Below are 20740 nucleotides of genomic sequence, written 5' to 3'. Positions count from 1 at the left end.
AGAATGACGATGAAGATCATGACCTGTCCGGTGAATGGCGCGCGCCCGGTGTCGGAGTTCGCATACTGGGGCGAGATTCGCCCGATACCCGACCCGGCGACGGCGAGCGACGCGCAATGGGCCGACTATGTGTTCTGCCGCAACGGCGCGCCGGGCGTGAAGCAGGAATGGTGGTGCCACACGCCGAGCAATACGTGGTTCATTGCCGAGCGTGACACCGCAAAAGATCTCGTGCTGCGCACGTGGCTTGCCGGCGAGGAGGCCTGAATGCGTCTGACTCCTCACCGCGGCGAATGGATCGAGCGCAATACGCGCGTCGATTTCTCGTACGAAGGCAAGCAATACAGCGGCGTCGCCGGCGACACGATCACGAGCGCACTGTGGGCTGCGGGCGTGCGCGTGCTTGGCCGCAGCTTCAAGTATCACCGTCCGCGCGGCGTGCTCTCGCTCGCCAACCACGATGTCAACGTGATGGTCCAGGACGGCGCGCGGCTCAACGTGCGCGCCGATGTGACGGCGCTGACGCCGGGCGGCAACTGGCATTCCGTCAACACGTTCGGCGGCGTGGAAGGGGATCGCGCGCGGATCGTCGGCAAGCTCGCCGCGTTCCTGCCCGTCGGCTTCTACTACAAGGCCTTCTATAGCAAGCGCTGGTTCCCGCGCTGGGAACGCATGTTCCGCGCGATGACGGGCCTCGGCACCGTCGACTTCAATGCGCCGCATGTGCGCACGCCGAAGCGCTATGGCTTCTGCGACGTGCTGGTGATCGGCGCCGGGCCATCGGGTTTGTCGGCGGCGCTGGCGGCGGCGGAGGAGGGCGCGGATGTCGTCATCGTCGACGAGAACGCACGCATCGGCGGCAGCGGCGGTTATCAGCTTGGCGGCGACGAGCGGCGCTTCGACACGATTCGCGCGCTGGAGACGTCCGTGCTCGGGCATCCGCGCATTCGCGTGATGACGGGCACGCTCGCGGCAGCGTACTACGCGGACCTCTGGGTGCCGCTCGTGGATGGGACGCGTATCACGAAGATGCGCGCGAAGGCGGTGATCGTCGCGAGCGGCGCGTTCGAGCAGCCCGCCGTGTTCCGCAACAACGACGTGCCCGGCGTGATGCTCGCTTCGGCGGCGCAGCGGCTCGCCTATCGTTATGCCGTCGCGCCCGGCAAGCGGGCCGTCGTGCTGGCGGCGAACGCCGACGGCTACCGCGCGGCGCTGGACATGTTCGCGCGGGGCATCGAAGTGGTTGCCGTGGTGGACCTGCGCGCATCGCATGCCAGCGAGGACCTCGAACGCGAGCTGAGGGCGAAGGGCGTCGACGTGCTGATGTCGAGCTGCGTCGTCGAAGCCGTTGCCGACAATTCAGGCGGACGGCTGACGGGCGTGCGCGTCGGCGCGTTCTCGACGGAAAGGGGCTTGCGCTACTCGACGGCGACCACGCGTCTGATCGAATGCGACACGCTGCTGATGAGCGTCGGCTGGTCGCCCGCTGCGAATCTGCTGTACCAGGCCGGCACGAAGATGCACTTCGATCACGCCGTCGAGCAGTTCGTGCCTGAGCAACTGCCGCCCGGTGTCTTCGCATGCGGACGCGTGAACGGCGTGTACACGTTCGCCAGCAAGCTGCGCGACGGCACGCGCGCGGGCACGCAGGCGGCGGCGCATTGCGGTTTCGGCGACGTCAAGGCGAGTGCCGCGATGCAGCCGCGTCTCGTGGAAGGCGAGTCGCCGTCGCATCCGTGGCCGATCGTGGGTCATACATCCGGCAAGAACTTCGTCGATTTCGACGAAGACCTGCAATTGAAGGACTTCGAAAACGCCGTGCAGGAGGGCTTCGACAACATCGAACTGTTGAAGCGCTTCTCCACCAACGGCATGGGGCCGAGCCAGGGCAAGCATTCGAACATGAACGGCTTGCGCATCCTCGCGCGGCTCACAGGCAAGGAGCCACAGGAAGTCGGCACGACGACGGCACGGCCGTTCTTCCATCCCGTGCCGATGTCGCATCTCGCCGGGCGGGGCTTCAATCCGGAGCGGCGCACGCCCCTTTATGCGCAGCACCAGTTGCTCAACGCCGTATGGATGGCAGCCGGCGTCTGGCAGCGGCCGGAGTACTACGCGCTCGCCGGCAAGGACCGCGCGACGTGCATCGAGGAAGAGGCGCTCGCCGTGCGCAACGGCGTGGGCATCATCGATGTCGGCACGCTCGGCAAGATCGAAGTGCGCGGGCCGCAGGCCGCCGAGTTCCTCGAACGCGTGTACGTGTCGAAGTACGCGGGACTGAAGCCCGGCATGACCCGCTATGCGGTGATGTGCGACGAATCCGGGGTCGTGATCGACGACGGCGTGATCGCGCGCCTCGCCGACGACCATTTCTACTTCACGACCACGACTTCGGGCGCGGCCACCATCTATCGCGAGCTGTCGCGCCTCAATACGATCTGGCAGCTCGATTGCGGCATCGTCAACGTGACGGGCGCATTCGCGGCGGTGAACCTCGCGGGTCCGGCGTCGCGAGCCGTGCTCGGCAAGCTGGTCGATCTCGATCTGTCGTCGACGGCCTTTCCGTATCTCGGCGTGCGCGTGACGGGTGTCGCCCTCGGCCTGAACCGTGTGGCGGCGCGCCTGATGCGCGTGGGCTTCGTCGGCGAATGGGGCTACGAGATCCACATTCCCGCCGAGTACGGCGCGGCGCTCTGGCGCGCATTGCAGGAAGCGGGCAAGGAACACGGCATCCGTGCGTTCGGCGTCGAAGCGCAGCGTCTGCTGCGGCTCGAAAAAGGACACGTGATCGTGAGCCAGGACACGGACGGTCTGACGACTCCGCGCGACGCCGGCATGGAATGGGCCGTGAAGATGGACAAGCCGTTCTTCGTCGGCAAGCGCAGCCTGCAGATCATCGACCGGCTGCCTGCAAAACAGTGTCTCGTCGGCTTCGCGCTCGATGCGGGCGCGCGCGATACGGGCCTGCGCGAGTGCCATCTCGTGATCGAAGGCGGCGAGATCGCGGGACGCGTGACGAGCGTCGCGTGGAGCGCGACGCTGCAAAAGACGATCGGTCTTGCGTTCGTACGGCGGGACCAGGCCAAGCCCGGCACGCCCATCAGTTTCCGTTTGAGCGATGGCCGGATGGTGCGCGCGACCGTTGTGCCGACACCGTTCTATGACCCTGAGAGCGAGCGTCAGAAAGACGCCGTAACGACAAAGCCGGCTGCGCCGAGGAAGGAGACAGCATGAACGCGCCACTTCGAATGAGCCCGGTGCACGACGCATGGAAGACGGCCAGCCTGCAATGGAGCGTGCGGGACAACATGCGCGTCGAGGATCGCGTCGATGCCGCCGACGGCACGCGCGCTGCGACGCTCGGCATCGCCGATGTGTCGTATCTCGCCCGCACCGGCTTCAAGGGCAAGGGCGTCGCCGCATGGCTGCAGGCGCAGGACCTTCCCGTGCCGCCGCAGCCCAATAGCTGGGCGCCCCTTGCCGGCGGCGGAATCGTATTGAGACTGGGCGTCTCCGAGTACCTGATCGAAGACGGTCTCACGCAAGGCAGCTCGGCACGGATGGCGCATCTCGAACCGCCCGTGCATGTGTATCCCGTGTTGCATCAGGACGTCGCGCTCGTGCTGTGCGGCGAAGCCGTGCACGAGCTGCTGCTGCAAACCTGCAATGTCAATTTTGGCGCGCTCGACCTGGCGGCCCGGCCAGTCGTGCTGATTTCGATGGCGGGTGTCGCCGTCACCGTCATGCCAGGCGCCCGGGCAGGCAGGCCTTACTACCGCGTATGGGCCGATGGCACGTACGGTTTGTATCTGTGGGAAACCCTTGCGGGCATCGCTGCCGAACTGGGCGGCGGCCCGGTAGGTGTCGCCGCGATCACGGATATCGACCCGCCGGCATCCCGGTAGACAAGTAGTCGACGCGGGCGCGAAGGCGGGCCGGCGTTCTCCGAAACCCAGGACTTATCACGTTTGAGGACATTTACATGACCCCCGAAGACGCCCGGAAGTTTCTTGCAGCAAACGAGGTGAAATACATCCTCGCGCAGTTCGTCGACATTCACGGAGTCGCGAAGACGAAGTCCGTGCCTGCCGCGCACCTCGACAGCATTCTCACGGCGGGGGCCGGCTTCGCGGGCTTCGCCGTGTGGGGGCTCGGTATCGATCCGCAGGGGCCCGACTTCATGGCCGTCGGCGACATCAACACGCTGCAGCTGGTGCCGTGGCAGCCAGGCTACGCGCGCATCGTCTGCGACGGGCATGTGAAGCGCGAGCCGTGGCCGTTCGAAAGCCGCGTGACGCTGAAGAAGCAGGTGCGCCGTCTCGAAGAGCGCGGCTGGATTCTGAACACAGGTCTCGAGCCGGAGTTCTCGCTGCTGCGCAAAGGGCCCGACGGCGCGATCGTGCCGTGCGACCACACGGATGCGCTGCCCAAGCCGTGCTACGACTACAAGGGGCTGTCGCGTTCGCGCGAGTTCCTGGAGCGGCTGACGGATGCGCTGATCAAGGCGGGCATCGACGTCTATCAGATCGACCACGAAGACGCGAACGGCCAGTTCGAGATCAACTACACGTACACCGATTGCCTGAAGTCCTGCGATCACTATGTCTTCTTCAAGATGGCGGCCGCGGAGATCGCCAACGAGCTGGGCCTCATCTGCTCGTTCATGCCGAAGCCCTTCGCGAACCGTCCCGGCAACGGCATGCACATGCACATGTCGATTTCCGATGGCAAGAAGAACCTGTTCGCCGACGATCACGACGAGAACGGCCTCGGCCTGTCGAAGCTCGCGTACCACTGGACGGCGGGCATTCTCAAGCACGCCGCGGCGCTCACGGCGATCTGCGCGCCGACGGTGAATTCGTACAAGCGCCTCGTCGTCGGGCGTTCGCTGACGGGCGCGACATGGGCGCCCGCCTATGTGAGCTATGGCGACAACAATCGCTCGTCGATGGTGCGCATTCCTGGCGGGCGGATCGAGCTGCGCCTGCCGGACGCAGCCTGCAACGCCTACCTCGCGACGGCCGCCGTGATCGCGGCGGGGCTCGACGGCGTCGAGAACCGCCTCGAACCCGGCAAGCCGTGCAACGCCAACCTCTATGAGATGTCCTCGCAGGACCTCAAGGAAAACGGCATCAGCATCCTGCCGCAAAACCTCCAGGCCGCGTTGCACGCGCTGGAGCGCGATGAAGTGATGCTCGAGGCGCTGGGCCCGGCGGGCGCCGAGTTTCTCCGTCTGAAGCACATGGAGTGGATCGAGTACATGCGCCATGTGTCGGACTGGGAACAGAAGACCTACCTCGAATTTTTCTGATCGAGAACCATGAACAGCTTTTTCGCTTGAATTGAGCGCGAGGAGATAACGATGTGTGGAATTGTCGGACTACTCGTCAAGAAGCCTGAGTTGCGCGAGCGGCTCGGCGAATTGATGGTGCCCATGCTGTTGGGCATGACTGAGCGCGGCCCGGATTCAGCGGGACTTGCAGTGTTCACGGAGCCCGTCGCGAACGGCGTGCGCAAGATCAGCCTCTACTCGGGCCTGACGGAAGAGGGCGCGGATTTCAACTGGCAGGGACTCGTGCATGAACTGAACGAGCATCTCGGCGCGAAAGCATCCGTGCACGCGAAGGACAATCACGCCGTGCTGAGCGTCGCCATCGATCCCGAGACGGTCAAGCACTGGATCCGGGAAACGCATCCGGGGCTGCATGTGCTGTCGACGGGCCGCATGATCGATCTGTACAAGGACACGGGCACGCCCGGCCAGGTCGCGGACCGTTACGCGTTCAGCGGGCTGACGGGCACGCATCTGGTCGGCCATACGCGGATGGCGACGGAATCCGCCGTGACGCCCGATCGCGCGCATCCGTTCACGGCGGGCGAAGACTTCTGCCTCGTGCACAACGGCTCGCTGTCGAATCCGAATGGCGTGCGGCGCATGCTCGAACCGCACGGCATCCGCTTCGACACCGACAACGACACGGAAGCCGCATGCCGTTTCCTCGAATACCGGCTGCGCGAAGGCGACGACCTCGAATCCGCGCTGCAAAAAGGCTTCGAGCAGCTCGACGGCTTCTACACGTTCCTGATGGGCACGCCCGACAAGCTCGCGTTGATCCGCGATCCGTTCGCCTGCAAGCCTGCCGTGGTGGCCGAGACGGACGATTTCGTCGCGATCGCGTCCGAGTTCCGCTCGCTCGCGCATCTGCCCGACATCAAGCATGCCCGCGTTTTTGAACCGGCACCGGAGGAGATGTACGTATGGAAAGTATGAACTTCGATCTGGCGTCCGCTTCCGTGACGGACGTGAACGGATTCCTGCACCGCGAGGCTGCGAAAGCGGGCACGCGCAGGGTGCTGATTGCGAATCCGGACGGCGCGCACAACATCGCGGTCGGGCTCGATCTGCCCATTGAAGTCGAGATCGACGGCCATGCGGGCTATTACGCCGCCGGGATGAACAAGGAAGCGAAGGTGACGATCTCGGGCAGCGCCAGTACGGGCGTGGCCGAGAACATGATGAGCGGCCGCGTGCACGTGAAGGGCTTTGCGTCGAACGCGGCGGGTGCTTCGGCGCACGGCGGGCTGCTCGTCATCGAAGGCGATGCGGGCCTGCGCTGCGGCATCTCGCTCAAAGGCGCGGACATCGTCGTGAAGGGATCGGTCGGCAGCTTCTCGGCCTTCATGGCGCAGGCGGGCCGCATCGTGATCTGCGGCGATGCGGGCGATGCGCTCGGCGACTCGCTGTACGAGGCGGTGATCTATGTGCGCGGCAAGGTCAAGTCGCTCGGCGCCGACGCGCGTGAGGAGCCGATGCAGCCAGCGGACGTGGAAGCCGTTGCGCAACTGTTGCGCGCAGCGGGGCCCGCGTTCGCGGAGTTCGATGCGAAGGAATTCAGGCGCGTCGCGTCGGCTCGCTCGCTTTATCACTGGAATGCCGACGCGAATCAGGAATATTGAACCGGGGACCCCGCCATGGAAATCAAGCCCGTACACATGAAACACATCGCCACTGAAGAGTCCTGGGGCTTCGACCGCAAGACGATCGACTATATCCAGAACGCCGCGGCACACGGACTGTATGAGATCCGTGGCCTCGGCGCGAAGCGGCGCGTGCCGCACTTCGACGACCTGCTGTTTCTCGGCGCATCGTTGTCGCGCTATCCGCTGGAGGGATACCGCGAAAAATGCGTGACCAAGACCGTGCTCGGCACGCGCTTCGCGAAGAAGCCGATCGAGCTCGCCATTCCTATCACCGTCGCGGGCATGAGCTTCGGCGCGCTGTCGGCGAACGTGAAGGAGTCGCTCGGCCGCGCGGCAACGGAACTCGGCACCTCGACGACGACGGGCGACGGCGGCATGACGCCCGAAGAGCGGCGCTCGTCGAAGACGCTCGTCTATCAGTGCCTGCCGTCGCGCTATGGCTTCAATCCCGACGACGTGCGCAAGGCCGATGCGATCGAGGTGGTGATCGGACAGGGCGCGAAGCCCGGCGGCGGCGGCATGCTGCTCGGCCAGAAGATCTCGCCGCGGGTGGCGAAGATGCGCACGCTGCCCGAAGGCATTGACCAGCGCTCCGCGTCGCGCCATCCCGACTGGACGGGTCCCGACGATCTGCAGATCAAGATTCTCGAATTGCGCGAGATGACCGACTGGCAGACGCCCATCTACGTGAAGGTCGGCGCGACCCGCACGTTCAACGACGTGAAGCTCGCGGTGCATGCGGGCGCGGACGTGATCGTCGTCGATGGAATGCAGGGTGGCACGGCGGCAACGCAGACCTGCTTCATCGAGAACGTCGGCATTCCGACGCTCGCCGCGCTGCGCCAGGCCGTCGATGCGCTCGAAGACCTCAACATGAAGGGGCAGGTGCAGCTGATCATCTCGGGCGGCATCCGCAGCGGCGCCGACATTGCGAAGGCGCTCGCGATGGGCGCCGATGCCGTGGCGATCGGCCAGGGCGTGCTGGTGTCGCTCGGCTGCAATAGCGGCTCGTACATCGAGAACGGCCAGCATGTGAACGCGCTCGACGACTACGCGAACCTCGGCACCGCGCCCGGCTACTGTCATCATTGCCACACGGGCAAGTGCCCCGTCGGCATCACGACACAGGACCCGGTGCTGCAGGAGCGCCTGAAGCCGGACGTCGGCGCGAAGCGTCTAAAGAACTATCTGAAGACGCTTAACATGGAACTCACGACGATTGCGCGCGCATGCGGCAAGCAGAACGTGCACCATCTGGAGCTCGAAGACCTCGTGGCGCTGACGGTCGAAGCGGCGGCGATGGCGCGTGTGCCCCTCGCCGGGACCAACTGGATTCCTGGCGTGAACGGCGCACGATGACAGCGCAACTGATCGACGGTCGGCACCTCGCGCGGCGTTTGCGCGCGCGCTTTCGCGAGCGCGTCGCCGCTCTCGCCGCGCGGGGCGTCGTGCCAGGGCTTGCCGTGGTGCTGGTCGGCGACAATCCCGCGTCCGAGCTGTACGTCGCGAACAAGGTGAAAGCGTGCGAGGATTGCGGCGTGCGCTCGTTCATGCACCGCTTCCACGCGGACTGCCGGGAGACGGAACTGCTCGACCGCATCGCCGCGCTGAACGTCGAGCGCAGTACGCACGGCATTCTGGTGCAGTTGCCGTTGCCCGCGCAGATCAATGTGCGGCGCGTGCTGGAAAGCATCGTCGTCGACAAGGACGTCGACGGTTTCCATCTGTACAACGTCGGCGCGCTGGTGGCCGGCAATTCGATCTTTCCGCCTTGCACGCCGTATGGCGTACAGCTTCTGCTGGAGACGACGGGCATCGACGTGGCGGGCAAGAATGTCGTGGTGGTCGGCGCGAGCAACATCGTCGGCAAGCCGATGGCGTTGATGCTGCTGCAGAAGGAAGCGACCGTTACCGTGTGTCACGTGAAGACACGCGACCTCGCGCAGCACACGATACACGCCGACATTCTCGTCGTCGCGGCAGGCAAGCCCGGCCTCATCAAGGCCGAGATGGTCAAGCAAGGGGCGATCGTGATCGACGTCGGGATCAATCGCATGCCGGACGGACGCATCGTCGGCGACGTCGATTTCGAGCCGGTGCGCGAGCGGGCTTCATGGATCACGCCCGTGCCGGGCGGTGTCGGACCGATGACGGTCACGATGCTGATCGAGAACACGCTGCGCTCGGCCGAACGGTTCGCGCGCGGCGAAGCGTTTCACCCGCCTCAACCCTTCTGGCAGGTGCCAGCGGGCCAGGCGGGGAGGGATGGACCATAGCGCTTACGATGGCAGGGAGCTTCGCATGACTGACACTGCACGCAACGCACTCGAAACCGCCGCGAGGCTCGCGCTGGCATTCCATGACTCGCGCGCGTCGCGCCCGGCAGGTCCCGCGGCGAGCTTCGACGACCTGAGCGCGGCATTCGGTGGCCCGACGCCGGAACAAGGCGAACCCGCCGACGCCGTGATCACCAGGCTCGCGGAAATCGCCGGGCCGGGCCTGCTCGGCACGGCGGGGCCGCGCTTTTTCGGCTGGGTCGCGGGCGGCTCGCATCCCGCGGGCGTGGCGGCCGACTGGCTCACGAGCATCTGGGGGCAAAATGCGGCGACCTGGCACGGCGCGCCCGCGGCCGCCGTCGCGGAACAGGTGGTGGCGGCGTGGCTCGTCGATCTGCTCGATCTTCCTCGCGAATGTTCCGTCGGCTTCACGACGGGCGCCACCATGAGCAATTTCGTCTGCCTCGCGGCCGCACGCGATGCCGTGCTGCGGCGCGTGGGCTGGGACGTGGAGGCCGACGGGCTGTGCGGCTCGCCGCCCGTCTCCGTGTATGTCGGCGAGGGCGTGCATGTCAGCGTGCTGGCCGCGCTGCGTTATCTGGGCATCGGCGAGCGGCGCGTGATCCGGGTCGCCGCCGACGAGTCGGGCCGCATGCAGGTGTGCGCATTGCGCGAGGCGCTAGCCGGGCATGCGGGGCCGCTCATCGTGATCGCCCAGGCGGGGCACATGATGACGGGCGCGTTCGATGCCGTCGGCGACATCGCGGCATGCGCGCACGAGCACGACGGATGGGTGCATGTCGATGCGGCGTTCGGGCTGTGGGCGAGAGCAAGTGGGCAGCGCAGGCATCTGGCGGCGGGCCTCGAAGACGCCGATTCATGGGCCGCCGATGCGCACAAGTGGCTGCAGGCGCCTTACGAGACGGGTTGCGCTTTCGTGCGCGACGCCGGCGCGCACCGCCGCGCGATGTCGATCCGCGCGAGCTATCTGCCGCAGGTCGACGACGATGTGCGCGACCCTGCCCACTACACGCCGGAGCTTTCGCGGCGCGCGCGCGGCTTTGCGCTGTGGGCGCTCGTGCGCTCGCTCGGCCGTCAGGGGATTGCGGCGATGGTCGAGCGCCATTGCGCGCTGGCGTGCCGGATGGCGCGCCGGCTTGCGTTGGGACCCGGCGTCGCGCTGCTCAACGAGGTCGAGCTGAATCAGGTGATCGTGCGCTTCGGCTCGGCCTACGACGACGCGCTCGCCGATGACCTGACGCTGCGCACGGTCGAACGCATTCGTGCGCAAGGCATCTGCGATGTGCGCGCGGCGCGCTGGCAAGGACGTGCGGTGATGCGTTTGTCGGTGATCTCGTGGGCGACGACGGAGCACGACGCGGATCGCGCCGCCGATGCGATTTTGACCGCCTGGGATCAGGTGCATGGCGATTATCTGAATCAGGAGCGTGAGGCGATGGCGCTGGCGTTTGGTTGATCGCAGGACTGACGCGCTGTTTATGCGCTGTTTGTGACGGGCGGCCCGCGGGCCGCCCGTTTCTCTATCACTTACTGCTTCACTTGCTGCTGCCGATCGCATCCGCCGTCGCAAGCAACGCCTCGGCCATGCGTATGCTCGCGGCGTCGATCAGCCGCCCATCCAGCGACACCGCGCCTTTGCCTTCCTTCGCCGCCTGCGCCATCGCGTCCATGATGCGGCGCGCCTTGTTCACTTCGGCGTCGGCGGGCGTGAACACGCGGTTCGCAAGTTCGATCTGCGACGGATGAATCGCCCACTTGCCCTCGTAGCCCAGCACGGCTGCACGGCGCGCGGCGGCATCATAGCCATCGGGATCGCTGAAATCGCCGAACGGACCGTCGATGGGACGCAGCCCATACGCGCGGCAGGCGACCATCATCCGTGTTTGCGCGGCATGCCATTGATCGCCCCAGAAGTAGTCGCGCTCGCCGCGCTCGTTCCGGTCGGTGAGCACGCCGTAGTCGCGGTTCACGCCGCCGATCACGGTCGTGCGCGCGCGCGTCGACGCCGCATAGTCCGCGACGCCGAACGACATCGCCTCCAGACGACGGCTCGATTGCGCGATGGCCTCGACGTTAGCCATCCCCAGCGCCGTCTCGATCAGCACCTCGAAGCCGATCCGCTTCGTGCGCCGGCGCGCGGCCTCGATCTGCGTGACGAGCATGTCGACGGCGTACACGTCCGCGGCCACGCCGACCTTCGGAATCAGGATCATGTCGAGTCGCGGACAGGCCTCGACGATATCGACGACATCGCGATACATGTAGTGCGTATCGAGTCCGTTGATGCGGACCATCATCGTTTTGGTTCCCCAATCGATCTCGTTGAGGCCCTCGACGATGTTCTTGCGCGCCTGTTCCTTGTCGTCCGGTGCGACGGCGTCTTCGCAGTCGAGGAAGATGATGTCCGCGGCCGAGCGCGCCGCCTTTTCGAACATCGCGGTATTCGAGCCGGGGACGGCCAGCTCGGAACGGTGCAGCCGTGCTTTGGCCTGCTCGATGACAGTAAAGCTCATACGGTTCTCCTATAGGCAGTCTGTGATATGACGGGTATCGGCGGTGGAGGGTCAGCCCGTCGCGCCAAAGCCCGCAGCGATGCAGTTGATGGACAGCAGCAGCGGCACCTGATATGCGCGCCGCTGCCGTTCCGTCTGCGCCGAACGATAGAGGCGAAGCAGTTCGATCTGCTGCCGGCTGATCAGGTCGATCGCGGGCAGCCGGCGTTGCAGGCGAGCGCTGAACTTCGGAAAGCGCGTGCCCAGCCCGTTCGAGCCCGTGATCGTCTTCACCATCTTCACGGTGAGCCGGTATTCGGCCTCGATCTGCGCAAAGATCGTGTCGCGCGTCTGCGCGTCCGGAACGAGGCTCGCGTATTCGCGTGCAATATCGAGGTGCACCTGAGCCAGCGTCTTCTCGACTTCATCGATGACGAGCCGGAACAGCCGCGATTCGTCGAACATTCGCCGCAACAGATCGCGTCCGCGCTCGTGCCGCACGCTGAGAAAGGCTTCGATCGCGCTGCCCACGCCGTACCAGCCCGTCAGCGCATGCCGGTTCTGCGTCCACGCGAACACCCATGGAATCGCGCGCAGGTCCTGCAGGCTCTTTGCGCCGAAGCGGCGGGCAGGGCGCGAGCCCATGTTGAGCATCGACAGTTCTTCGAGCGGGCTCGCCGCCTGGAAATACCCAAGCATGCCCGGCTGCTCGATGAACTTCGCGTACGCGGCCCGCGACGCACCGGAGAGCGCTTCCATCGCCTCATCGAATTCGCCTTTGGGCAGCAAGGCGTCCTCGCGTTCCGACTTCAGCGTATGTTCGAGCACGCTCGACGCGAGCAACTCGACGTGATACTGCGCGGTGCCCCGATTCGCGTATTTGAACGACACCACCTCACCCTGCTCCGTCACGCGGAAACGTCCGTTGACGGAGCCCGCCGGCAGCGCGGCAATCGCGCGCCCCGCCGGAATGCCGCCCCGGCTCACGGAACCGCCGCGCCCGTGAAAGAACGCAATCGAGACGCCGAGCTCGTCGCCGAGCCGCTTGATCTTCGTCTGCGCCTTCGACAGCTCCCAGTTGCTCGCGAAGAATCCGCCGTCCTTGTTCGAATCGGAATAGCCGATCATGATTTCCTGGACGCCGCCCTGCGCGCGGATGCTGCGCCGGACCATCGGCACGGCCAGCAGTTCGCGCAGGATGTCGGGCGCGCGGCGCAGGTCGTCGATGGTTTCGAGCAGCGGCACGATGGGCAGCGTGCAGCTTTCCGTGCCGGCCGCGTCGGAAAAGAGACCGGCTTCCTTCGCAAGCAGATAGACGCCGAGCACGTCGCTCGCGCGATGCGTCATGCTCAGGATGAATGCGCCGAACGCATTGCGATCCACCTGCTGACGCATCTCACGCACCGTACGGAAGATCTGCAGCGTCTGCGCTTCGTCGGGCGGCAGCGACAGGAAACGGCGCTCCCGTTCCGCATCGCTGTCGGACGGTTGGCCCAGTTCGCTGAGCAGCCACGCCTTCCACTGCGGCGAGTCGCTCGCGGGCGGTTCGCCCGACGTGCCGCACGTCGCGCGCCACAACGCGCGCAGTGCCTGCTCGACGACGGTCGTGTTCTGACGCAGATCGAGCTGCACGGTGCTGAAGCGGAATGTCTCCACTTCATGCCGCAAAGGCCGCACGAGCATCCGCGCCAGTTGCCCGCTTTCTGTCGCGAAGAGCGTCTGCTCGATGGTCAGCAGGTCGGCGGCCAGTTCGTCGGCGCTCGTGTAGCAGCCCTGAACGGGCGCGCCGTCGGCGGGACGGCTCGCGTTCGCGAGCGTCGCATCGAGCCGGCGCAACATGCACGTCAGGTACTGACGGAACAGTTCGCCGGGGTTGCGCGACGCGATCGATGTCGGGTCGCCGCTCGCCATCAGCGCGCGTGCGAGCGCTTCGTGAAAACCGTCCGGCACGGGCATCGCCTCGGACGTGATGCTCAGCATCTGCGTCAGTTCGACGAGCCGCAGCCGGTAGCGCTTCAGGCACGCGAGCCGGTTCTCGTGCAACGTCGCACGCGTGACGCTGTCGTCGACGAACGGATTGCCGTCGCGGTCTCCCCCTATCCACGAACCGAACTGGAAAAAGCGCGGCATGTCGAAGCGCTCGCCCGGATAGTGGCGTTCGAGCGCGCTCTCAAGCTTGTCGATCAGGAGCGGCACGGCCTCGAACAGCGTCTCGCCGAAGAAGTGCAGGCCCCACGCGACTTCCTGCGCGACCGTGGGCTTTTCGAGCCGCAGTTCGCCGCTCATCCACAACAGCTCGATATCGTTCCTGAGCGCGAGGATCAGCGCATGGCGTTCGCGAGGCGTCCAGCGCGGCGATTCGAGCTCCATCAGACGCCGGTAGATGCGCCGGTGGCTTTCGAGCACGGTGACGCGCTTCGCCTCAGTCGGGTGAGCCGTCAGCACGGGGCGCACTTTCATGTGGCTCAGCGCGTCGCGCACTTCGGCGGCGGGAACGCCCGCTTCAGCGACTTCGGCAATCACGCGCGCAAACGAATCGGGCAGATGGTCATAGCCGCCTTCGATCTCGATCTCGCGGCGCCGGCGCATCGCGGTGCTCTGCTCGGCGATGCTGAGCAGCTGGAACCACATGCCTTGCGCTTGCAGCATGCGCCGCAGCACGACGCGGGCGGTGCGGTCGTCCATCCGCTCGCGCATCAGTTCGCTCATCGATTCGTGCGCGGACTCGCCGAGCAGCGTGCGTTCGACTTCGGGCTGGCGGCCGCGCGCGATGTCGCGCAACAGTTCCGACAGCAGATCGATGACGGCGTGTTCATATTGTTCCGCGCTGAGCGTGGGCAGTGACGCCGACGCAGCCGCGAGCTTGTGCAGCCCGTCGACGGCGGCGTGCCTGCCCGCATGGAGGGGGCGCACAGCCTCGACGCGCGGCGGGTCGGGCTGTGTGTCGATGCCGTAGCCCCAGTCAGGCAACGCGGCGCGTGACATTGTCTTCGAGCACGGAGGCAACGGTGGAACCCAGCTCGGACGCGCTGGGCGCAACCGAGAGGCCGTAGGACTGCATGATTTGCGCTTTCTCCGCCGCGCTGTCGCCCGCGGCCGAGATGATGGCGCCCGCATGTCCCATGCGGCGCCCCTTCGGCGCAGTCAGGCCGGCCACATAGCCGACGACGGGCTTGGTCATGTGCTCGCTGACCCACTTCGCGGCTTCCGCTTCCTGCGGGCCGCCGATCTCGCCGATCATCACGACGGCCTCGGTCTCGGGGTCCTGCTCGAACAGCTTCAGATGATCGAGGAACGAGCTGCCGTTGATGGGGTCGCCGCCGATCCCGACGCTCGTCGTGACGCCGAGGCCGAGCGCGTTCAGCTGCGCGGCGGCTTCATAGCCGAGCGTGCCCGAGCGCGACACGATGCCGATATTGCCGCGCCGGTAGATATGGCCCGGCATGATGCCGAGCATCGCGCGTCCCGCGCTGATGATGCCCGCGCAGTTCGGGCCGACCACCATCGTGCGGCTTTCCTTCGGGTAGCGCAGCAGATAGCGTTTGACGCGCATCATGTCCTGCGCCGGGATGCCGTCGGTGATCACGCAGACGAGTTTCAGCCCGGCGTCGGCGGCTTCCATGATGGCATCGGCGCAATAGGGCGGCGGCACGAACACGAGGCTCGCCGTCGCGCCCGTTGCGGACACGGCGTCTTTCACGGTGTCGAATACGGGGCGATCGAGGTGATGCTTGCCGCCCTTGCCGGGCGTCACGCCGCCGACCACGCTGGTGCCGTAGGCAATCATCTCTTTCGCGTGGAACGAGGCCTTGTCGCCCGTGAAGCCCTGCACGATGACGCGGGTGGTTTCGTCGATCAGGATACTCATGTCCGTTCTCCTTATCTGGGGTTGCCGGCCTGGCGCGCGCGATGCGCCTTGGAGGCCTCGACGGCCTTCTGCGCCGCTTCCAGCAGCGATTGCGCTGCGATGATGGGCAGGCCGCTTTCCTTGATGATGCGTCGTCCTTCTTCGACGTTCGTCCCCGCGAGCCGCACGACGAGGGGGACTCTCAGTCCGCGCGCCGCCTGCACGACACCCTCGGCGACCCAGTCGCAGCGATTGATGCCCGCGAAGATATTGACGAGCACGGCCGACACGTTCTGGTCCGACAGCACGAGGCGAAATGCAGCCGCGACGCGCTCGGGCGATGCGCCGCCGCCGACGTCGAGAAAGTTGGCGGGTTCGCCGCCCGCGTACTTGATCGTGTCCATGGTGGCCATCGCGAGACCGGCGCCGTTGATGATGCAGCCGATGTCGCCGTCGAGCCCCACGTAGTTCAGGCCGAACTGCGCGGCTTCCGCTTCGCGCGGATCTTCCTGCGCCGCATCGCGCATCTCGGCCACGTGCGGATGGCGAAACAGCCCGTTGTCGTCGAACGAAATCTTCGCGTCGAGGGCGATCACGCGATCGTCGGCCGTGACGACGAGGGGATTGATCTCCACCATCGTCGCGTCGAGATCGCGAAACGCGCGGTACGCGCCCATGATGGTCGACACGGCGCGGCTCACCTGCTTGATGCTCAGGCCGAGACCGAAGGCGAGCTCGCGCGCCTGGAAGGGCTGCAAGCCGACGGCGGGTTCGACCACCGTCTGCAGCACGGCCTCCGGGTTGGTGCGCACGACTTCCTCGATGTCCATGCCGCCCTGCGCCGAGACGATCACGCGCACCCGTTCCGCCTTGCGGTCGAGCACGATGCCGACATAGATCTCGCGCTCGAACTTCTCCGCGACTTCCACATACACACGCTCGACGATCTTGCCTTCGGGTCCCGTCTGCGTCGTCACGAGCTGCTTGCCGAACAGGGCGGTTGCCGCTTCGTGCACGTCGTGATAGGTCTCGCAAAGCTTGATGCCGCCCGCCTTGCCGCGTGCGCCGGAATGGATCTGCGCCTTGACGGCCCAGTGCCAGCCGCCGAGTTCCGTGGCGCAGTACACGGCCTGATCCGGCGTGTACGCGACCGCGCCGCGCTGGATCGGCACACCGAACCCAGCCAGCAGGTCCTTGGCCTGATACTCATGAATGTCCATATCGATGTCTCCGTTGTATTGCGTGAATTGCGCGTGGTTCGTGGCCGTCAGATCACGAGGTTGCGAGGCTCGCCGCGCGCGAAGGCCTCGATGTTGTCGATCAGCTGGTCGGCGAGCGACTGCATCGCGTTGTCGGAAGCCCACGCGACGTGAGGTGTCAGGATGAAGTTGGGCAGATCGAGTTCGAGCAGCGGATTACCCGCGACGGGCGGCTCCTGGCTCAGCACGTCGAAACCTGCTCCCGCGATCAATCCTTCCCTGAGCGCGGTGGCGAGCGACGCTTCGCACACGAGACCGCCGCGCGCCGTGTTGATCAGCAGACAGCTGCGCTTCATGATGCGCAGCTCGTCCAGCCCGATCAGGTTGCGCGTGGCGGGCGTGAGCGGCGTGTGCAGCGAGATCACGTCGGACGTGCGCAGCAGCGTGTCGAGCGGCACGTATTCGAGGCCGGGCGTGCGTGCGCGCTGCGAGTCGTGCGCGGCGAACACCACACGCATGCCGAAGCCGCGTGCGATCTGCGCGGTGCCCTGGCCGAGCGCGCCGCCGCCGATAATGCCGAGCGTCGAGCCATGCAGATCGCGGATCGGGTGATCGAAGAAACAGAACTGCTTCGTCTGTTGCCAGCGTCCTTGCAGCACGTCGCTGCGGTAGGCGAGCAGGTTGCGCCGCAATGCGAGGATCAGCGCGAACGTGTGCTCGGGAACCGTGTGAGCCGCATAGCCGCGAATGTTCGCGACGGCGATGCCGCGCTCGCGGCAGTACGCCGTATCGACACAGTCGTAGCCCGTCGCCGCCACCGCGATCATCCTGATGGAAGGATGCCTGTCGAGCACATTGGCCCGCAGCGGCACCTTGTTGGTGATCGCGATGGTGGCGCCTTCGAGCCGCTGCGCGACCTCTTGCGCCGAGGTCGATGCGTACTGGACCCAGTGGTGTTCGAACCCTGGACGCCGGACATCGGCATTCAACGTCGAACGGTCGAGAAAGACGATTTCGTGTTGCATGGTGTCGTGGGTGCCGTTGTGTGAGCGGGAAGTTCGCGACCCGACGCGCCGCATCGGGACGGCGCAATCAGGCGGCGGCGACGCGGCGAATTGCGGGCGCGGCGGCCGGTTGCGCGGCGGCTTGCGCGTGCGGCGCGTGTGTGCGCCAGTACTGTCCCGCCGCTCCCACGCCGCTGCCCGGACGCACGTCGATACCGGCATCGAGCATCGCCATTTCCGCGCCCGCAATCGCGCTCATCAGCATCAGCTCGTTCAGGTCGCCCAGGTGGCCGATGCGGAACACCTTGCCCGCGACCTTCGAGAGTCCCGCGCCGAGCGCGAGGTTGTAGCGGCGATAGGCCGTGTCGATCACCTGCGCGGCGTTAAAGCCCTCGGGTACGACGATCGCGGACACCGTATCCGAATGCCACTTCGGCGCCTTCGCGCACAGCTCCAGCCCCCAGCCTTCCGTGACGGCGGCGCGCACGCCCGACGACAGGTAGTGGTGACGCGCGAACACGTTTTCGAGGCCTTCCTGGAACAGCAGATCGAGCGCGGCGCGCAGCCCGTACAGCAGCGAAAGGGCAGGCGTGTACGGGAAGTAGCCCGTGGCGTTGGTGCGCACCATATCGGCGAGATCGAAGTAGCAGCGGCGCGATTTCGCGTGGCCGATCGTCTTCAGCGCCTTCTGGCTCACGCACAGGATGCCGAGGCCGGCAGGCAGCATCAAGCCTTTCTGCGAGCCCGTCACGGCGAGATCGACGCCCCATTCGTCCATGCGGAAGTCGATGCAGCCAATCGAGCTCACGCCGTCCACGAACAGCAGGGCCGGGTGGCCCGCCGCATCCATCGCTTGACGCAGCGCGCCGATATCGCTCGTCACGCCCGTTGCCGTTTCGTTGTGGCAGGCAAGAATGCCCTTGATCGTGTGCTGACGGTCCGCCTTCAGGATCTCGGCGATGCGCTCGACGGGCACCCCTTCGCCCCAATCGACATCGAGAATCTCGACATCGAACCCGAGGCGCTGCGCCATGTCGGCCCACAGATGGCTGAACTGTCCGAAGCGCGGCACCAGCACCCGGTCGCCGGGCGACAGCGTGTTCGTGAGCGCCGCTTCCCATGCGCCCGTACCCGACGACGGGAAAATGAACGGCTGACCTTCGGCCGTCCGGTAGAGCTTCTTCAGGTCCGAGAGCAGGCCATGCGCGAGCTCGGGAAATTTCGTCGAGCGGTGGTCTTCCATCGACACGACCATCGCGCGCAGCACGGCGTCAGGGATATTCGTCGGGCCGGGGACGGCGAGGATGTTGCGTCCGGCGATGCGCGTGCCTGAAGTATTCGACATGGTTTGTCTCCTTGAGTGATGGTCTTCAGAATTCGTTCGAAAGATTCAGTGCGCCGCGTGAGCAGCGGCCACTTGAGGTGCGTCGTGACGCAGCGCGTCGGGTGCGTCGCGATAGACAGGGAACTTCGCGGTCAGCGCGAGCACGGCGTCGGCGGTGCGGCGGATCACGAGATCGTTACCCGGCGCGTCGAGCACATCGGCGATCAGATGCGCGAGCTGTTGCGCATCGGCTTCGCGCAAGCCGCGCGTCGTGATCGCGGGCGAACCGATACGCACGCCGCTCGTGACGAACGGCTTTTGCGGATCGTTCGGAATCGCGTTCTTGTTGACCGTGATGAACGCGCGGCCGAGCGCGGCTTCCGCCTCCTTGCCCGTCACGTTCTTCGCACGCAGATCGACGAGGAACACGTGTGAGTCGGTGCGGCCCGACACGATCCGCAAGCCGCGCTGCTGGAGCGTCTGCGCAATGGCCCGCGCGTTGACGAGCACCTGTTGCTGGTATTCGCGGAATTCGTCCGTCATTGCTTCGCGCAGCGCGGCGGCCTTGCCCGCGATCACATGCATCAGCGGGCCGCCCTGGATGCCGGGGAAGATCGTCGAATCGATTGCCTTGGCGGTCTGCGCGCCCGTGAGAATCAAGCCGCCGCGCGGGCCGCGCAGCGTCTTGTGCGTGGTGGTGGTCACGTAGTCGGCGATGCCGACGGGGTTCGGATAGAGTCCCGCCGCGACGAGACCCGCATAGTGCGCCATGTCGACCATCAAGGTCGCGCCGACGCTGTCGGCGATCTCGCGAAAGCGCTGCCAGTCGATCACGAGCGAGTACGCGGAAGCGCCCGCGACGATCATGCGCGGCTGATGCGTCTGCGCGAGCTTCTGCACCTGGTCGTAGTCGATTTCTTCCGTGTCCGGGTTCAGACCATACGAGACGGCATTGAACAGCTTGCCGCTCACGTTCACGGACGCGCCGTGCGTGAGGTGTCCGCCATGCGCGAGCGACATGCCGAGAATGGTGTCGCCCGGCTTGAGCGCGGACAGGTACACGGCCTGATTGGCCTGCGATCCCGAATGCGGCTGCACGTTCGCATGCTCGGCGTTGAACAGTTGCTTCGCGCGATCGATCGCGAGCTGCTCGACGACGTCGACGTGTTCGCACCCGCCGTAGTAACGGCGGCCCGGATAGCCCTCCGCGTACTTGTTGGTCAGCTGCGAACCCTGCGCTTCGAGCACGGCGGGCGACGTATAGTTCTCCGACGCGATCAGTTCGATGTGATCCTGTTGACGCTGCGTTTCCGCCGCGATCGCGCGCTGCAACTCAGGGTCGGTGACGGCAAGCGTGTTTTTGTAGCTGAACATGAGTGAACCTCTGTTGAGTGGACCAGACAGGCTGGATGCGCAGCTCGTTCATCCCGCTCGTTCATCCATTTGGTATTCCTGTTGAAACGATGGTAGTGGCGAGCCGCCGAAAACACTCATTCGGGTTACTTATCCGACCCATAACCATGCGTGCGAGCCTTGCCAGCCGGACGTGAAGCCTTGCGGAGTACCTACTCGTGGGCATTGCGGACGTAGCCCCGG

Annotated in this window: 16 protein-coding genes; 9 read left to right on the top strand and 7 right to left on the bottom strand. The window is 65.9% G+C overall.

Translation table 11 applies throughout. The annotated features are described in order from the left end of the window. Positions 1–9 precede the first annotated feature (9 nt). From J8I87_RS02000 to J8I87_RS01960, 9 genes are all read left to right on the top strand, one after another. On the top strand, positions 10–267 hold the full coding sequence (locus J8I87_RS02000; RefSeq protein ID WP_209929778.1) for a sarcosine oxidase subunit delta: 258 nt from the start codon (positions 10–12) through the stop codon (positions 265–267). Further along, positions 268–3234: a glycine cleavage T C-terminal barrel domain-containing protein gene (locus tag J8I87_RS01995; RefSeq protein WP_209929777.1), complete on the top strand. Its 2967-nt coding sequence runs from the start codon at positions 268–270 to the stop codon at positions 3232–3234. Beyond that, positions 3231–3905, top strand: a complete 675-nt coding sequence (locus tag J8I87_RS01990) for a hypothetical protein (RefSeq protein ID WP_209929776.1) — start codon at positions 3231–3233, stop codon at positions 3903–3905. Before J8I87_RS01995 ends, J8I87_RS01990 begins: the two co-directional genes overlap by 4 nt. Positions 3906–3982: 77 nt before the next feature. Beyond that, positions 3983–5311: a type III glutamate--ammonia ligase gene (gene glnT, locus J8I87_RS01985; RefSeq protein ID WP_209929775.1), complete on the top strand. Its 1329-nt coding sequence runs from the start codon at positions 3983–3985 to the stop codon at positions 5309–5311. A gap of 51 nt (positions 5312–5362) precedes the next feature. Beyond that, entirely contained in the window at positions 5363–6271 is a 909-nt protein-coding gene (locus J8I87_RS01980) for an amidophosphoribosyltransferase (protein ID WP_209929774.1), read from the top strand. Then, positions 6259–6957: a protein glxC gene (locus tag J8I87_RS01975; RefSeq protein WP_209929773.1), complete on the top strand. Its 699-nt coding sequence runs from the start codon at positions 6259–6261 to the stop codon at positions 6955–6957. Before J8I87_RS01980 ends, J8I87_RS01975 begins: the two co-directional genes overlap by 13 nt. 15 nt (positions 6958–6972) lie before the next feature. After that, entirely contained in the window at positions 6973–8340 is a 1368-nt protein-coding gene (locus J8I87_RS01970; protein WP_209929772.1) for an FMN-binding glutamate synthase family protein, read from the top strand. Next, positions 8337–9257: a bifunctional methylenetetrahydrofolate dehydrogenase/methenyltetrahydrofolate cyclohydrolase FolD gene (gene folD / locus J8I87_RS01965; RefSeq protein ID WP_209929771.1), complete on the top strand. Its 921-nt coding sequence runs from the start codon at positions 8337–8339 to the stop codon at positions 9255–9257. The genes J8I87_RS01970 and folD overlap by 4 nt, the downstream gene beginning before the upstream one ends. A 25-nt stretch (positions 9258–9282) precedes the next feature. Further along, positions 9283–10734 (top strand): pyridoxal-dependent decarboxylase, encoded by a 1452-nt coding sequence (locus J8I87_RS01960; RefSeq protein WP_209929770.1) that lies wholly within the window; start codon positions 9283–9285, stop codon positions 10732–10734. A 79-nt stretch (positions 10735–10813) separates the two neighbouring features. Here J8I87_RS01960 and J8I87_RS01955 read toward each other — a convergent pair whose 3' ends face one another. From J8I87_RS01955 to glyA, 7 genes are all read right to left on the bottom strand, one after another. Further along, the gene (locus J8I87_RS01955) at positions 10814–11791 is read right to left on the bottom strand and encodes a CoA ester lyase (protein WP_209929769.1); all 978 of its coding nucleotides are present in this window, start codon (positions 11789–11791) and stop codon (positions 10814–10816) included. A gap of 51 nt (positions 11792–11842) precedes the next feature. Further along, complete coding sequence (locus J8I87_RS01950) at positions 11843–14755, bottom strand: phosphoenolpyruvate carboxylase (RefSeq protein WP_209929768.1); 2913 nt, start codon at positions 14753–14755, stop codon at positions 11843–11845. Continuing rightward, entirely contained in the window at positions 14733–15638 is a 906-nt protein-coding gene (gene sucD / locus J8I87_RS01945; RefSeq protein WP_209929767.1) for a succinate--CoA ligase subunit alpha, read from the bottom strand. Before sucD ends, J8I87_RS01950 begins: the two co-directional genes overlap by 23 nt. An 11-nt stretch (positions 15639–15649) precedes the next feature. Beyond that, a complete protein-coding gene (locus J8I87_RS01940; RefSeq protein WP_209929766.1) occupies positions 15650–16837 on the bottom strand; it encodes a malate--CoA ligase subunit beta in 1188 nt (395 codons plus the stop codon). Positions 16838–16884: 47 nt separating this feature from the next. Continuing rightward, positions 16885–17841: a D-2-hydroxyacid dehydrogenase gene (locus J8I87_RS01935; protein WP_209929765.1), complete on the bottom strand. Its 957-nt coding sequence runs from the start codon at positions 17839–17841 to the stop codon at positions 16885–16887. A gap of 67 nt (positions 17842–17908) precedes the next feature. Further along, positions 17909–19165, bottom strand: a complete 1257-nt coding sequence (locus J8I87_RS01930; protein ID WP_209929764.1) for an aminotransferase class V-fold PLP-dependent enzyme — start codon at positions 19163–19165, stop codon at positions 17909–17911. A gap of 45 nt (positions 19166–19210) precedes the next feature. After that, complete coding sequence (gene glyA, locus J8I87_RS01925) at positions 19211–20518, bottom strand: serine hydroxymethyltransferase (protein ID WP_209929763.1); 1308 nt, start codon at positions 20516–20518, stop codon at positions 19211–19213. Positions 20519–20740 lie beyond the last annotated feature (222 nt).

It is taken from the genome of Paraburkholderia sp. LEh10 (genome assembly GCF_017814945.1).
Lineage (GTDB): Bacteria > Pseudomonadota > Gammaproteobacteria > Burkholderiales > Burkholderiaceae > Paraburkholderia.
The sequence above is the reverse complement of the archived record's forward strand: the minus strand, read 5'-3'. Positions and strand labels throughout refer to the sequence as shown.

Bases quoted from the DNA above. Each gene is read 5' to 3' on its own strand.
- J8I87_RS02000 (WP_209929778.1), top strand. From the start codon at position 10: ATGAAGATCATGACCTGTCCGGTGAATGGCGCGCGCCCGGTGTCGGAG.
- J8I87_RS01995 (WP_209929777.1), top strand. From the start codon at position 268: ATGCGTCTGACTCCTCACCGCGGCGAATGGATCGAGCGCAATACGCGC.
- J8I87_RS01990 (WP_209929776.1), top strand. From the start codon at position 3,231: ATGAACGCGCCACTTCGAATGAGCCCGGTGCACGACGCATGGAAGACG.
- glnT (WP_209929775.1), top strand. From the start codon at position 3,983: ATGACCCCCGAAGACGCCCGGAAGTTTCTTGCAGCAAACGAGGTGAAA.
- J8I87_RS01980 (WP_209929774.1), top strand. From the start codon at position 5,363: ATGTGTGGAATTGTCGGACTACTCGTCAAGAAGCCTGAGTTGCGCGAG.
- J8I87_RS01975 (WP_209929773.1), top strand. From the start codon at position 6,259: ATGGAAAGTATGAACTTCGATCTGGCGTCCGCTTCCGTGACGGACGTG.
- J8I87_RS01970 (WP_209929772.1), top strand. From the start codon at position 6,973: ATGGAAATCAAGCCCGTACACATGAAACACATCGCCACTGAAGAGTCC.
- folD (WP_209929771.1), top strand. From the start codon at position 8,337: ATGACAGCGCAACTGATCGACGGTCGGCACCTCGCGCGGCGTTTGCGC.
- J8I87_RS01960 (WP_209929770.1), top strand. From the start codon at position 9,283: ATGACTGACACTGCACGCAACGCACTCGAAACCGCCGCGAGGCTCGCG.
- J8I87_RS01955 (WP_209929769.1), bottom strand. From the start codon at position 11,791: ATGAGCTTTACTGTCATCGAGCAGGCCAAAGCACGGCTGCACCGTTCC.
- J8I87_RS01950 (WP_209929768.1), bottom strand. From the start codon at position 14,755: ATGTCACGCGCCGCGTTGCCTGACTGGGGCTACGGCATCGACACACAG.
- sucD (WP_209929767.1), bottom strand. From the start codon at position 15,638: ATGAGTATCCTGATCGACGAAACCACCCGCGTCATCGTGCAGGGCTTC.
- J8I87_RS01940 (WP_209929766.1), bottom strand. From the start codon at position 16,837: ATGGACATTCATGAGTATCAGGCCAAGGACCTGCTGGCTGGGTTCGGT.
- J8I87_RS01935 (WP_209929765.1), bottom strand. From the start codon at position 17,841: ATGCAACACGAAATCGTCTTTCTCGACCGTTCGACGTTGAATGCCGAT.
- J8I87_RS01930 (WP_209929764.1), bottom strand. From the start codon at position 19,165: ATGTCGAATACTTCAGGCACGCGCATCGCCGGACGCAACATCCTCGCC.
- glyA (WP_209929763.1), bottom strand. From the start codon at position 20,518: ATGTTCAGCTACAAAAACACGCTTGCCGTCACCGACCCTGAGTTGCAG.